Origin of the sequence: Pseudomonas sp. (assembly GCF_030684895.1) — a bacterium.
Classification (GTDB): domain Bacteria; phylum Pseudomonadota; class Gammaproteobacteria; order Pseudomonadales; family Pseudomonadaceae; genus Aquipseudomonas.
Genome location: NZ_JAUXXP010000069.1, coordinates 72,740 through 85,864, shown reverse-complemented (window position 1 = coordinate 85,864; position 13,125 = coordinate 72,740). Strand labels below are relative to the sequence as shown.

Here is a 13,125-nt window from a genome sequence, read left to right as displayed (position 1 = left end):
CCACTCGGATGGATAGTCGTTCAGGTGCTCCAGAACCATGCGCACGGCACGTTCACGGATTTCAGGGGAGTAGGTCGTGGTCTTTTTCATAGCCTCATCTTCTCAAGAGTTGAGGCCTCCACGAAACCCGGGGCGATTCAGCATCAGGTCGTACAGGGATTATTTGAAGGTGGGGGTTGTGGAGCGGTTACGATCAAACGGCAGTTCGGCTACGTCAAAGTGCGCTTGCGTGGTCTGGCGAAGAACACGGCGCAGTTGGTCACGCTGTTCGCGCTGTCGAACCTGTGGATGGCGCGCAGACATTTACTGGCAACGGCAGGAGAGGTGCGCCTGTAATGCGGGGAATAGCCGCCGCGAGGTGCTTGTGGCGGCTAAAAAACCAGAAATGAGCGGACGATCTGGTCGGTTTTGATCAATTTACCGCGTTCAAAATCGGCAAGGACTGAAGTCATCCAGAAATACATGACTATTTCAGACCATCCTTAGCCGCCAATAATCTTCATCACGGTTGCACCGCCAGAGAAGGCAATATCCTGTTTGTCACCCAGTGCCTTGACCAACAAGCCCTGCAGTGCAGGTAACGCCTGGTGGCGCGGCTTGTCTAGCAGGTCGCCGATGTAGTGGCGATTGCTCGAGGATAGGCAGCCGTGCAGCCAGCCGGTCGAGGACAGGCGCAGGCGCGAGCAGGTGCGGCAGAACGGCACGCTTTCATTGGCGATTACGCCGAAGTGGCCAACACCGGGGATGGCGTAGCGCAGCGCGGTGGCGTCCAGCGCAGCGTGGGCCTGGACATACTCGTAGCGACTGCCGATCAGCGCCAACAGCTCGGGCATGCCGATAAACTGACGCTGGAAGCCATTGCCATCGCGAGCCAGGTGCCCCATGCGCATCAGCTCGATAAAACGCAGCTCGAAACCGTTAGCCAGGCAGTAGTCGAGCAGCGGCAGCACCTGATCGAGGTTCTGCCCGCGCAGCGGCACCATATTGACCTTGATCTGGATGCCCGCCGCCCGCGCCTGCTGCAGCCCATCGAGGACTGCCGCCAGGTCGCCGCCACGGGCAATCGTGCGAAACGCCGCAGCGTCGAGAGTGTCCAGGGAAATATTCAAGCGGCGGATGCCGCATTCCAGCAGCAGCGGCAATTTGCGCGTAAGCAGCTGGCCATTGCTGGTTAAGCTGATATCGGCCAAACCGAACTGGCTGACGCCGCGCAAAAAAACGTCGAGTTTGGGACTGACCAGCGGCTCGCCACCGGTGATGCGCAAGCGCTCAATACCAGCGGCTTCGATCAGATAGGCCACGCCACGCAGCATGGCCTCGGCCGAGAGCTCGTCTTGCGCTGCGACCAGCCGCTTACCATCGGGTACGCAGTAGGTGCAGGCATAGTTGCAGGCGGCGGTCAGGCTGATCCGCAAATTGCGGAAGCGTCTGCCCTGGCGGTCAACGATCATGCATGACTCCAGCTAAGGTGAGCGCCGAGTATAGGGGCGCCGCCAACGCAGCAGATTCGTTATCCACCCGCTGAATACCTCAGCTAGCCGGGGTGTCGCCCTCACGCTTGCGCTTGTTGCCCATGCGCACGCCGATGTCCATGAGGAACTGGAAGAAACCTTCCTGATCTTCCAGCACATTGCTCCAGAACGGCGAGTGATACAGCGCCACGGCGCCATGCACCAGCGCCCAGGCGGCGCAGTAATGGAAATACGGCGGCACGTCTTCCAGCTTGCCTTCGGCGATGCGGCCCTTGATCAGTTGGGTCAGACGCTCGAAGTTGGAGGCGCGGATCTTGTGCAGTTGCTCAACCATCTCCGGCACCTGGTTGCCCTTGACCACCTTCTCTTCCAGACGGTCAAACAGGCGATAGCGCTGCGGGTCACGCATGCGGAACTCGAAGTAGGCGCGCGACAGCGCTTCCTTGTCACGGTCGACATCGGCCGAGTGCAGCAGCTCGTTGAGATCGCGCTCATAGTCGAGCATCAGGCGCAGGTAGATTTCCGCCTTGGATTTGAAATGTTTGTAGATGGTGCCTTTACCGATACCAACCGTGTCGGCAATCATCTCCACAGTCACGCTGTCTTCACCCTGGTCGAGGAAGAGCTTCAGTGCTGTGTCGAGAATTTCCTGTTCGCGGCGGCGAAACTCACGGACCTTGCGGGGTTCTTTATGCATAAAAGGACTACGGGGTCAAAAAAACGAAGGCGCGTATTATGCCTAACTAACGACAAATTGCACGGATCATCCGACCATGTACGCAGTTCATGACGAGTTTCCGCAACTTCCCGGCCTGCGTTATCTCAACCACGCGGCCGTTTCACCCTGGCCACAACGGGCAGTCGATGCAGTTAGCCGGTTTGCCATCGAGAACGCGCAAACCGGCGCGCGCGACTACGCAAACTGGCTGCAGGTCGAACGCCGCCTACGCGAGCGCCTGCAGCGCCTGCTCAACGCGCCGTCGCGCGCGGATATCGCCCTGGTGAAAAACACCTCCGAGGCTTTGTCCTTCGTCGCTTTCGGCCTGGACTGGCGGGCCGGTGATCAGGTGGTGATCAGTGATGAAGAATTCCCCTCCAACCGAATTGTCTGGGAAGCACTCGCCCCGCAGGGCGTCGAGGTCGTGCAGGTCAATCTGCATCAGGGTGATGCCGAAGCCGCTTTGCTCGCTGCCTGCGGCCCGCGCACACGACTGATGGCAATCAGCGCCGTGCAGTACGCCAGCGGCCTGCGTCTAGACCTGCCGCGCCTGGGCCAGGGCTGTCAGGCGCGTGGCGTGTTGCTGTGCATCGATGCGATCCAGCAGCTCGGTGCCCTGCCCTTCGACGTACAGGCCAGCGAGTGTGCCTTTGCCATGGCCGACGGGCATAAATGGTTGCTCGGTCCGGAAGGGCTAGGGGTGTTCTACTGCCGCAGCGATCTGCGTGCACAACTCAAGTTGCATGAATACGGCTGGCATATGCTCGAGCATGCCGGCGACTACCAGCGCAGCACCTGGGAGCCCGCTCACAGCGCCCGGCGCTTTGAGTGCGGCAGCCCGAACATGCTCGGCGCCATGGCCCTGGAAGCCAGTCTATCGCTGCTTGAAGAGGTGGGCATGGCGCAGGTCGAGAAGGCTCTGCAGGACCGTATGCAATGGTTGATTGATGGCCTGCACAAGGTACCCGGCGCACACCTGCACGGCAGGCTGGAGCGTCAGCAACGTGCGGGAATTCTGACCTTCAGCCTGGATGGCTGGCAGCACCAAGCCCTGTTTGAACACCTGAAGGAGCAGCAGGTGATCTGCGTACAACGCGGTGCAGGCATCCGCCTGTCGCCGCACTTCTACACAGAACCCCGGGTTATTGAAGAGACGCTGGCGCTGCTGCAACAGCTGGCGACTGCTTGAGGACTCAGCAGCGTGCACTGTATTCCAAATCCGTTTAAGAATGACGGTAAACGGCCTGGACGTTCGGCAATCTTCACCAATACTGAGCAGTACTGGTGTGCGGCGTATCCCCCAAGCGCCCCGCCAGGCAAGGTACCGTGGACCGCGTACCTTGATTTACTCCTAATGGTCTTAACCCGGTCTCATCCCCCAGAGGCCGGGTTTTTTTTGTGTTCGGCTTTTCAGGAAAGATTGATCAAACCACCCGAGCCAGCGGGAATAGGCGTTTGAAGTTGGCCGTAGTCTGTTCGGCCAACTGCTCGAAGCTGACGCCACGCAGCACCGCCAGGTACTCGGCTACATCACGCACGTACTCCGGCAGGTTCGGCTTACCGCGATGCGGAATCGGCGCCAGATACGGCGAATCGGTTTCCACCAGCAGCCGATCGACCGGCACCTGGCGCGCTACTTCACGCAGCGACTCGGCATTGCGGAAGGTGACGATGCCGGACAACGAAATATAAAAGCCGATATCCAGCGCGGCCTTGGCCATTTCCCAGTCTTCGGTAAAGCAGTGCAGCACGCCACCCTGCGGGAGCGCCGCTTCGCGTAGCAGCGCCAGGGTGTCAGCACGCGCCTCGCGGGTATGCACGATCACCGGCTTACCGGTAATCCGCGCCGCATCCAGATGCAGACGAAATGACGTTTGCTGCAGCGCTGCGGACTCTGGCTCGTAGTGATAATCCAGCCCGGTTTCGCCGATGGCCACCACCTGCGGGTGATTCAACTCACCGAGTAGCCAGTCCAGCGCGGGCGCTGCACCGGGCTCAAGGTCCAGCGGGTGCACGCCGACCGAACAATCGACATCGGCATAACGCTCAGCCAGGCCTTTGACCGCAGCGGCATTATCGGCGCTGACGCCGATACACAGGAAATGACCAACACCGCGCGCACGCGCAGCATCCAGCGCCGCGTCGAGTGAACCGCCATGGGCGGCCAGGTCGAGGCGATCAAGGTGACAGTGGGAATCAACCAGCATGGGAAACAATCACTTGAAAGTCGGTGCCACAGAGCGGGCACCGCAGTAAGGAGGGGAAACCACTTACATGGTGTGCGTCGGGCGATCCGAGGTCAGCGCACCGGCCAGGTAGGTTTCGATCTTGTTGCGCGCGGTGTTGTCGCCATCATTGAACTGCACACCCACACCAGCGGCGCGGTTGCCCTGAGCACCCTTGGGGGTGATCCAGACGACCTTGCCGGCGACCGGAATCTTTTCCGGCTCGTCCATCAGGTTGAGCAGCATGAACACTTCATCGCCGAGCTTGTAGCTCTTATTGGTTGGAATAAACAGGCCGCCGTTCTTGATAAAGGGCATGTAAGCGGCATAAAGCACGGATTTGTCCTTGATTGTCAGCGACAAAATTCCGTTACGCGGGCCCAAGTTAGGAGGCAGACTCATGCGGCATTCCTGATTTTATTCACTTAATGGCCGATTCTAGCCCGGTCCGGGCAAGCTTGCCCACTGCACCAGCAAGGCTTCGAGAAGCAAGACACGGTTAAGGTTAGCCTTGCCGAGGACTTTCTGACGCTGCGCCAACAACCAATCCTGCATATTCAGCACTTTCGGCTGCGGGGTTTTATCCGCCAGGTACTGCACCACCTTGCGCATGTCAGCCTGGCCAAGCCCGTCTTCATCACGGGTCAATTGGTAGCGCAGCATCAGCTGCGACCACTGGCAGAACCAGTCGAACAGCAATTGCAGGGAGACCGCATTCCAGCTTTCGGCCAGCTGGCTGGGCGCGATCTGCTGTTTAAGCAGCTTCTTTACCCCCTCAACCACCTGCGCACGCTGCGCGATCACGCCCTGCTCATGCATCTTCAGCGCGGCCAGCGGCGAGCCTGCAGCAAGAAACAGCAACTCGTTATGTTCTTCGGTGCTACAACCGGGCAATGCCTGCGCCAGCCATGCCAGGCTCATCGCCTCACTTGGCAATGGACAAGCCTGCTGCACACAGCGGCTTTTCACCGTCGGCAACAGGCGGCTGGGCTGGTGACTGATCAACAGCAGCACGGTATTACCGGACGGTTCTTCCAGACTTTTCAGCAAGGCGTTGGCGGCGTTGACGTTCATCGACTCGGTTGGCTCGACCAACACCACCTTGCGCCCGGCCAATTGCGCGGTCTGCACCACGAAGCTGACTAGATCACGCACCTGATCGACCTTGATCGCCTTGTCGGCCTCCTCCGGCTCCAGAATGTAGTTATCCGGATGGGTGCCAGCCGCCAGAAGATGGCAAGACTTGCACTGACCACAGGCGTTCAAACCATCGGGCTGCTGGCACAACAACCGCGCCATCAGCCGCTCGGCCAGCGCGCGCTTGCCGATGCCGGCAGGCCCATGCAGCAGATAAGCGTGGGCATGCTGGCTACGGCCAGCGAGTTGCTGCCAGAGTGAATCCTGCCAGGGGTAGGCTTCAGCCACGCTGCAGCTCCAGCAGTTGCGGCAGCAGCTTATCCAGAGCCTGTTGCACTTCGCTCAAGGATCGCGCGGCATCCAGAATACGGTAGCGCTGCGGTTGCTCAGCGGCGCGGCGCAGGTAAGTCTGGCGTACGGCATCAAAGAACTGCCGACCTTCCTGTTCGAAGCGATCCAGCCGACCTCGTGCCGCGGCGCGGGCCAGACCCACCTCGACCGGCAGATCGAACACCAGGGTCAGGTCCGGGCGGAGTGAGCCCTGAACGAACTCTTCCAGCAAGGCGATACGCACCTCGGAGAGCCCCCGACCGCCGCCCTGGTAGGCATAGGTCGCATCGGTAAAGCGATCACAGAGCACCACAGCGCCCCGCGCCAAGGCCGGACGAATCACCTGCGCCAGGTGCTGCGCGCGCGCGGCAAACACCAGTAGCAGCTCGGTATCGGCCGCCATCGGCTCATCACTGGGTGCCAGTAGTAGTTCGCGCACCCGTTCGGCCAACGGCGTGCCACCTGGCTCACGGGTCAGCAACACATCGATGCCGTGCTCACGCAGACGCTCGGCCAGGTAATCACGGTTGGTACTCTTGCCTGCGCCCTCCGGGCCTTCCAGGGTGATAAACAAACCGCTCACAGGCTGTCCTTACTGATTATTGGGCGCGACTGGGGCCGGGCTGGAACGATAGTCGGCGCGGCGCTTGAGTTGATACTCACGCACGGCCCGGTTGTGCTGTTCCAGGGTGTCGGAAAATACATGGCTGCCATCACCACGGGCGACGAAGTACAGGCTGCTGCCGGCCACCGGATTGAGCGCCGCATGAATCGCTTCACGGCCGACCAGAGCGATAGGCGTCGGCGGCATGCCGTCGATGGTGTAGGTGTTGTAAGCCGTTGGCTGACGCAGGTCATCGCGGGTAATGCGACCGTTGTAGCGCTCGCCCATGCCGTAAATCACCGTTGGATCGGTTTGCAGGCGCATGCCGATGCGCAGACGCCGCACAAATACCCCGGCAATTTCGCCACGCTCTTGCGGCACGCCGGTTTCCTTCTCGATCATCGAGGCCATGATCAAGGCGTCGTAGGGCTCCTTGTACGGCAGGTCCTTGGCCCGCTGCGCCCACTCCTCAGCCAGCACCTGCTCCAGCCGCACATGCGCCTGCTTGAGCAGCTCAACATCACTCATGCCACGGACAAAGCTGTAGGTATCAGGAAAGAAGCGCCCTTCCGGGTTCAAGCCGGGCAAGCCGAGCGTCTTCATCAGCTCGGCATCGTTCAGTTCACTCAGGGTCAACTCAAGGCGTGTTTCGCGGGCCAGTGCGGCGCGAACCTGGCGAAAATTCCAGCCTTCAACCAGTGTCAGGCTGTATTGCAGCACTTCACCGCGGCGCCATTGGCCGAGCATATCCAGCGCGGTGGCACCTGGGGTCAGGCGATACTCGCCACTGTGCAGGGGTTGATTGCGCAGATTGAAGCGCCAGTAAAGGCGCAGCCAGAAGGCCTGATCGAGGATGCCATCAGCCTCAAGACGATTGAGCACACCACCCGGCGTCGCGCCTGCCGGCACATCCACCAGGTACTCTTCAGTCAGGTTCAGCGGCTGATGCAGCGCCGTGTGTTGTTGCCAGGCGGCAAACGCCACCAGCAGGCCAGCCAGCAACACACCGCCTTCCAGCAGCAGCAAAATTTTACGTATCACGAATCAGCAGTCCAGTAGATCGCGGGCAATGGCCTGCAGTTTACGGGTGAGCGGGCCGACCGGCCAGTCGTGTGCAAGCAAAGCGCGAACTGGCCACACGCCGTAGACGCTGTTGCACAGCATGACTTCGTCCGCCGCCAGCAACTCGGCGTAGCTGATATCGCGTACCTGACACTCAATCCCAAGCGCGGCCGCCTGGGCCAGCAACTCAGCGCGCATCACCCCGGCAACCCCACAACGCGACAGGTCAGCGGTAATCAGCACACCGTCACTGGCCAGCAACAGGTTGCTGTAAACGCCCTCGACCACCCGGCCGCTGGTGTCCAGCATCAGACCCTCGGCATGTTCGGCGTCCTGCCACTCACTGCGCGCCAGCACCTGCTCCAGTCGATTGAGATGCTTCAGGCCCGCCAGCAACGGCTGCTCAGCCAAACGCGTAGCGCAGGCAAACAGGCGTATACCTTGTTCGGCATAGGCTGCGGGATAAACCGGTTTGGCAGTTGCCTGCAAAATCACTCGCGGTTGAGCAGGCTGAGGCGGCGCATAGCCACGCTGCCCATCACCACGAGTGAGGATCAACTTGGCCACACCCTCGCCCAACTGCTGACTGAAGGCCAGCAGCTGGGCACGCACAGCGGGTAGGTCGAGGGGGATTTTCAGCCGCACACAGCCTTCGGCCAAACGAGTCAGATGGCGCTCCAGCAGAACCGGCTGCCCGGCATTTACGGCGATGGTCTCAAACAGCCCATCGCCGTAGGCCAAGCCACGATCCTTGACGGACAGCAACTCGACCGGCTGGCCATCGACCCAGCTCAGCATTAACCGGCGAACCGGCGGAACACCAGCGAGCCGTTGGTGCCACCAAAACCAAAGGAGTTGGACAGCACTATGTCCAGCGCCATGGCCTTGGCCTGGTGCGCAACGAAGTCCAGATCGCAACCTTCGTCAGGGTTATCCAGGTTGATGGTGGGCGGCGCCACCTGATCACGCAGCGCGAGGATGCTGAAGATCGCCTCCACCGCGCCGGCAGCACCGAGCAGGTGACCGGTCATGGACTTTGTCGAGCTGACGGCCAGCTTGTAAGCGTGCTCGCCAAACACCGACTTCACCGCCGCCACTTCGGCTTTGTCGCCAGCCGAAGTCGAGGTGCCATGAGCATTGATGTACTGCACCTGCTCAGGATTCAGCCCGGCATCGCGCAGAGCATTGGTCATGCAGCGCGCCGCACCTGCGCCATCTTCCGGCGGCGAGGTCATGTGGTAGGCATCACCGCTCATACCAAAGCCGATCAGCTCAGCGTGGATGGTCGCGCCACGCGCCTTGGCGTGCTCCAACTCTTCCAGCACCAGCGCGCCAGCGCCATCGGAGAGCACGAAACCATCGCGATCCTTGTCCCACGGACGGCTGGCCTTGGCCGGCTCATCATTGCGGGTCGACAGTGCGCGGGCAGCACCGAAGCCGCCCATACCCAGTCCGCAGGCGGCCATCTCGGCGCCGCCGGCGACCATTACATCGGCTTCGCCATAAGCGATATTGCGCGCCGCCATGCCGATGCAATGCGTACCGGTGGTACAGGCCGTGGCAATGGCGTAGTTCGGTCCCTGCAGCCCAAGATGGATCGACAGGAAGCCGGAAATCATATTGATGATCGAGCCTGGCACGAAGAACGGCGAGATGCGCCGTGGCCCTTGCTCATGCAGCGATTTGCAGTTGTTCTCAATATTGGTCAGGCCGCCGATACCGGAGCCCATGGCCACGCCGATGCGCTCACGGTTGGCATCGGTGACCTCCAGGCCGGAGTTGCGCACAGCCTGAAAGCTGGCAGCGAGGCCGTACTGGATAAACAGATCGAGCTTGCGCGCCTCTTTGGCCGACAAGTATTCCTCGACGTTGAAGCCCTTTACCGCACCACCAAAGCGCGTGGAAAAAGCGGAAAGATCCATGTGCTCAAGCAGGCCAATGCCACTGCGACCAGCCAAAATGCCCTGCCAGCTACTCGGCACATCGTTACCCAATGGCGACAGCATGCCCATACCGGTAACCACGACGCGTCTACGCGACACAGCAATCTCCTTTTCTAGTTATCAACGCCTGGAAAGCGCTTAAAGAAAAGCCGCACACCTGATAAGGGAGTGCGGCTTTTCCGAGTCGGGAGCCGACGATTACGTCTTACGCGTGAGCGGTAACGTAGTCGATCGCTTCCTGAACGGTGGTGATCTTCTCGGCTTGTTCGTCCGGGATCTCGGTCTCGAACTCTTCTTCGAGAGCCATCACCAGCTCAACGGTGTCAAGAGAGTCGGCACCCAGGTCTTCAACGAAGGAAGCGCTGTTGGTTACTTCCTCTTCTTTGACGCCCAGTTGCTCGGCAACGATTTTCTTGACGCGTTCTTCGATGGTGCTCATACGTTGTTCTCACTCCTAATGGGACAAATCTTGGCCACTGTGCTGCGGCCAAGTGTATAGAAAGGGTTTTTAGCATTTCAAGCTGAATGCCGGGGAGCCCCACAAACACTTCAACGACCTGCCTACAAACCTGTTGCAGCTTTATAACGGATTTTAGACAGCATCTATGACAGTTTTCTGAAGCCATCCGTCACATTCAGCTCATGTACATCCCGCCGTTCACAGGGATAGTAGCGCCTGTAACGTAAGCCGCGCCATCAGAAGCGAGGAAAGCGACCACTTTTGCGATCTCTTCGGCCTGCCCCAAACGGCCCAACGGAATCTGAGTCAGCAGCGCATCACGCTGTGCTTCTGGCAATTCGCGGGTCATATCGGTGTCGATAAAGCCTGGTGCCACGGCGTTCACGGTAATCGCCCGAGAACCCACTTCACGCGCCAGCGCACGGCCAAAACCTTCAAGACCGGCCTTAGCAGCTGCGTAGTTGACCTGCCCGGCGTTGCCCATGGCGCCCACCACCGAACCGATATTAATGATGCGACCGTAACGCGCCTTGGTCATGCCGCGCAGCACCGCCTTGGTCAGCCGGTACAAGCTGCTCAGGTTGGTGTTGATGACATCGAACCACTCGTCATCTTTCATCCGCAGCATCAGGTTATCGCGGGTGATGCCGGCGTTATTGACCAGAATCAACGGCTGACCAAGATGTTGCTGGATATGTTCGAGGGTGCTGGCGACAGACTCGCTGTCACTGACATCGAGTACCAGACCGGCCCCTTCAATGCCATTGGCTTTCAGGGTTTCAGCAATGCGTTCAGCACCCGAAGCGGTGGTAGCGGTACCGATAACCACGGCACCCTGACGCCCCAACTCCAGGGCAATCGCCTGACCAATACCGCGGCTCGCGCCGGTGACCAGTGCAACTTTACCTTGCAGGCTCATAACGTTTCTCCTTAATCAGACCAGGGCCGCGTTCGCCGCAGCGAAGGCGTCCGGGGTGTCCAGGTTATGGGTATTGATGCCCTTTACGCAGCGCTTGTTCAAACCAGACAGCACCTTGCCTGGACCGCACTCGACCAGATCGGTCACACCTTGCGCAGACAAGCAAACAATCGACTCAACCCAACGCACCGGGCTGTAGAGCTGAGCCAGCAGATCACGCTTGAGCCCTTCCAGATCAGTCACTGCCGCAGCGCTGACGTTCTGCACCAAAGCAATCTGCGGGGCCTGCCAGTCAATCGCCGCCACCGCCTCGGCAAAGCGCTCAGCCGCAGGGCGCATCAACGCGCAATGCGACGGCACGCTAACCGGCAAGGGCATGGCGCGCTTGGCGCCACGTGCCTTGCACGCCTCAATGGCGCGTTCAACGGCAGCAGCGCCACCGGCGATCACCACCTGGCCCGGCGCATTGAAATTCACCGCACTGACCACTTCACCCTGCGCAGCTTCGGCGCAGGCAGCCAATACATCAGCATCTTCCAGACCGAGAATCGCCGCCATGCCGCCCTGCCCGGCTGGAACCGCCTGCTGCATCAGCTGACCGCGATGCTCCACCAGCTTGACCGCAGCAGCCAGCGACAAGCTGCCCGTCGCTACCAACGCCGAGTATTCACCCAGGCTGTGCCCAGCAACAAAAGTCGGCCGCGCGGCGCTCTCGGCAAGCCAAGCGCGCCACAGCGCAACAGAGGCGGTGAGAATCGCCGGCTGGGTTTTGTCAGTTTGATTGAGTTGCTCTTCAGGACCTTGCTGGGTCAACGCCCAGAGGTCATAACCGAGGGCTTCAGAAGCCTCGGCGAAGGTTTCGAGGATCAGCGGTCGTTGTGCACCATGCTCGGCGAGCATGCTCAGCGACTGGGAACCCTGACCCGGAAAGACGAATGCGAGAGATGCAGACATGGAAACCTGTTCCTAATGATCGTGATCGTCGGTAATACGCGCCCAGCCTAGCCAAGCGCAAGAAACTGACAGTTGGATGACAGGCTGCCCGCTGCGGTCACATTCTAAAGCAGGTGCTCACCCAGGCGACCATGCAATCGCTGCGGTAGATTTTCTTCAATCTCCCGCAATGCTCGGCGAATAGCGCTTTTAAAGCCATCAGGCCCAGCCGCACCATGGCTTTTCACCACAATACCCTGCAACCCAACAAAACTCGCACCATTGTGCTGCGCCGGGGCCAATTCACCCTGCAAGCGCCGCAACAGCGGCAACGCCAAAGCACCGACCATGCGCGCAGCCAGGCTGGATTTAAACAGCGCCTCAATCCGCCCAGCAATCATCGCCGCCAGGCCCTCGCTGGACTTGAGCAAGATATTGCCGACAAAACCGTCGCACACCACCACATCAGCCTCACCGCGATACAGCCCATCACCCTCGACAAAACCGATGTAGTTCAGGCCCTCCGCCTGCTGTAGCAGGCTGGCTGCCAACTTGACCTGCTGATTACCCTTGATGTCTTCAGTACCCACGTTCAACAACGCCACACGCGGACGCACAGTACCCAGCGCCTCAGCGGTAACCGAGCCCATCACAGCAAACTGGTAAAGATGCTCGGCACTGCAATCGACATTGGCGCCCAAATCGAGCAAATGGCAGAAGCCCGCCTGCGTCGGAATGGCCGTGACCATGGCCGGACGATCAATCCCCGGTAGGGTTTTCAGCACGTAGCGCGATAGCGCCATCAGCGCCCCGGTATTACCAGCACTGACACAGGCCTGCGCCGCACCGCTGCGCAGCAACTCAAGACTGATACGCATCGACGAATCCGGCTTGCCACGCAGCGCCTGCGCCGGCCGCTCGTCCATGGCGATAATTTCGCCAGCATGCTCAACGCGCAGGCGTGCACGATCAACATGGGGGTAGCGGGCAATCAGAGATTCAAGCAGAGAGGATTGGCCGACGAGGACCAGATGCAACGAAGGGTATTCAGCCAAGCAGGAGATGCAGGCTGGAACAATGCAGTGGGGACCGAAGTCCCCACCCATTGCATCAATCGCGATGATCGGAGCGGACAAGATTTACTCGTCAGCGCCCTTGTCGATCACTTTACGACCACGGTAAACGCCTTCTGGCGATACGTGGTGACGCAGGTGAATTTCACCGGTGGTTTTCTCGACCGACAGGGTGCTGGCCTCGAGGGCATCGTGCGAACGACGCATGTCACGGGCGGAACGGGATTTTTTGTTCTGCTGAACAGCCAT

At 60.1% G+C, this 13,125-nt stretch carries 15 protein-coding genes and 1 pseudogene; 2 read left to right on the top strand and 14 right to left on the bottom strand.

From position 1 onward, the window contains the following. Positions 1-336: pseudogene (locus Q8M42_RS15835) on the top strand (hypothetical protein); the annotation flags it as partial. A gap of 146 nt (positions 337-482) precedes the next feature. Here Q8M42_RS15835 and Q8M42_RS15830 read toward each other — a convergent pair. Continuing rightward, entirely contained in the window at positions 483-1,451 is a 969-nt protein-coding gene (locus tag Q8M42_RS15830; protein ID WP_304863027.1) for a GTP 3',8-cyclase MoaA, read from the bottom strand. A 79-nt stretch (positions 1,452-1,530) separates the two neighbouring features. Continuing rightward, positions 1,531-2,169, bottom strand: coding sequence for a TetR/AcrR family transcriptional regulator (locus Q8M42_RS15825; protein ID WP_090247979.1), 639 nt, complete (start codon positions 2,167-2,169; stop codon positions 1,531-1,533). 76 nt (positions 2,170-2,245) lie between these two features. Between Q8M42_RS15825 and Q8M42_RS15820 the strand changes: the two genes are divergently transcribed. Then, positions 2,246-3,379, top strand: coding sequence for an aminotransferase class V-fold PLP-dependent enzyme (locus Q8M42_RS15820; protein WP_304863023.1), 1,134 nt, complete (start codon positions 2,246-2,248; stop codon positions 3,377-3,379). Positions 3,380-3,614: 235 nt separating this feature from the next. Here the strand turns inward: Q8M42_RS15820 and Q8M42_RS15815 are convergent, their stop codons facing one another. The 12 genes from Q8M42_RS15815 to rpmF form a co-directional block, all read right to left on the bottom strand. Further along, positions 3,615-4,397 carry a TatD family hydrolase gene (locus Q8M42_RS15815; protein ID WP_304863021.1) on the bottom strand — a complete coding sequence of 261 codons (783 nt, stop codon included), beginning with the start codon at positions 4,395-4,397 and terminating at the stop codon, positions 3,615-3,617. 63 nt (positions 4,398-4,460) lie between these two features. After that, positions 4,461-4,817 carry a PilZ domain-containing protein gene (locus tag Q8M42_RS15810; RefSeq protein WP_090238100.1) on the bottom strand — a complete coding sequence of 119 codons (357 nt, stop codon included), beginning with the start codon at positions 4,815-4,817 and terminating at the stop codon, positions 4,461-4,463. 36 nt (positions 4,818-4,853) lie between these two features. After that, positions 4,854-5,840, bottom strand: coding sequence for a DNA polymerase III subunit delta' (locus tag Q8M42_RS15805; protein ID WP_304863016.1), 987 nt, complete (start codon positions 5,838-5,840; stop codon positions 4,854-4,856). Beyond that, positions 5,833-6,465 (bottom strand): dTMP kinase, encoded by a 633-nt coding sequence (tmk, locus tag Q8M42_RS15800; protein WP_304863014.1) that lies wholly within the window; start codon positions 6,463-6,465, stop codon positions 5,833-5,835. The genes Q8M42_RS15805 and tmk overlap by 8 nt, the downstream gene beginning before the upstream one ends. A 9-nt stretch (positions 6,466-6,474) precedes the next feature. After that, positions 6,475-7,527: an endolytic transglycosylase MltG gene (gene mltG, locus Q8M42_RS15795; RefSeq protein ID WP_304863013.1), complete on the bottom strand. Its 1,053-nt coding sequence runs from the start codon at positions 7,525-7,527 to the stop codon at positions 6,475-6,477. Positions 7,528-7,530: 3 nt separating this feature from the next. Beyond that, entirely contained in the window at positions 7,531-8,346 is an 816-nt protein-coding gene (pabC, locus tag Q8M42_RS15790) for an aminodeoxychorismate lyase (protein ID WP_304863011.1), read from the bottom strand. After that, entirely contained in the window at positions 8,346-9,590 is a 1,245-nt protein-coding gene (gene fabF / locus Q8M42_RS15785) for a beta-ketoacyl-ACP synthase II (RefSeq protein WP_304863009.1), read from the bottom strand. The genes pabC and fabF overlap by 1 nt, the downstream gene beginning before the upstream one ends. Positions 9,591-9,696: 106 nt before the next feature. Further along, positions 9,697-9,930 carry an acyl carrier protein gene (gene acpP, locus Q8M42_RS15780; protein ID WP_058066290.1) on the bottom strand — a complete coding sequence of 78 codons (234 nt, stop codon included), beginning with the start codon at positions 9,928-9,930 and terminating at the stop codon, positions 9,697-9,699. Between the two features lie 196 nt (positions 9,931-10,126). Then, positions 10,127-10,870, bottom strand: a complete 744-nt coding sequence (fabG, locus tag Q8M42_RS15775) for a 3-oxoacyl-ACP reductase FabG (RefSeq protein ID WP_304862999.1) — start codon at positions 10,868-10,870, stop codon at positions 10,127-10,129. 15 nt (positions 10,871-10,885) lie between these two features. Continuing rightward, positions 10,886-11,824 carry an ACP S-malonyltransferase gene (gene fabD, locus Q8M42_RS15770; RefSeq protein WP_304862997.1) on the bottom strand — a complete coding sequence of 313 codons (939 nt, stop codon included), beginning with the start codon at positions 11,822-11,824 and terminating at the stop codon, positions 10,886-10,888. Positions 11,825-11,928: 104 nt separating this feature from the next. Next, on the bottom strand, positions 11,929-12,939 hold the full coding sequence (plsX, locus tag Q8M42_RS15765) for a phosphate acyltransferase PlsX (protein ID WP_304862995.1): 1,011 nt from the start codon (positions 12,937-12,939) through the stop codon (positions 11,929-11,931). A gap of 3 nt (positions 12,940-12,942) precedes the next feature. Beyond that, the gene (gene rpmF, locus Q8M42_RS15760) at positions 12,943-13,125 is read right to left on the bottom strand and encodes a 50S ribosomal protein L32 (RefSeq protein ID WP_002552688.1); all 183 of its coding nucleotides are present in this window, start codon (positions 13,123-13,125) and stop codon (positions 12,943-12,945) included.

What these genes read in the sequence shown, in the direction of transcription:
- Q8M42_RS15825 (WP_090247979.1), bottom strand. Translation starts at nt 2,169, where the DNA reads ATGCATAAAGAACCCCGCAAGGTCCGTGAGTTTCGCCGCCGCGAACAG.
- Q8M42_RS15815 (WP_304863021.1), bottom strand. Translation starts at nt 4,397, where the DNA reads ATGCTGGTTGATTCCCACTGTCACCTTGATCGCCTCGACCTGGCCGCC.
- Q8M42_RS15830 (WP_304863027.1), bottom strand. Translation starts at nt 1,451, where the DNA reads ATGATCGTTGACCGCCAGGGCAGACGCTTCCGCAATTTGCGGATCAGC.
- rpmF (WP_002552688.1), bottom strand. Translation starts at nt 13,125, where the DNA reads ATGGCTGTTCAGCAGAACAAAAAATCCCGTTCCGCCCGTGACATGCGT.
- pabC (WP_304863011.1), bottom strand. Translation starts at nt 8,346, where the DNA reads ATGCTGAGCTGGGTCGATGGCCAGCCGGTCGAGTTGCTGTCCGTCAAG.
- acpP (WP_058066290.1), bottom strand. Translation starts at nt 9,930, where the DNA reads ATGAGCACCATCGAAGAACGCGTCAAGAAAATCGTTGCCGAGCAACTG.
- fabG (WP_304862999.1), bottom strand. Translation starts at nt 10,870, where the DNA reads ATGAGCCTGCAAGGTAAAGTTGCACTGGTCACCGGCGCGAGCCGCGGT.
- Q8M42_RS15810 (WP_090238100.1), bottom strand. Translation starts at nt 4,817, where the DNA reads ATGAGTCTGCCTCCTAACTTGGGCCCGCGTAACGGAATTTTGTCGCTG.
- Q8M42_RS15820 (WP_304863023.1), top strand. Translation starts at nt 2,246, where the DNA reads ATGTACGCAGTTCATGACGAGTTTCCGCAACTTCCCGGCCTGCGTTAT.
- fabD (WP_304862997.1), bottom strand. Translation starts at nt 11,824, where the DNA reads ATGTCTGCATCTCTCGCATTCGTCTTTCCGGGTCAGGGTTCCCAGTCG.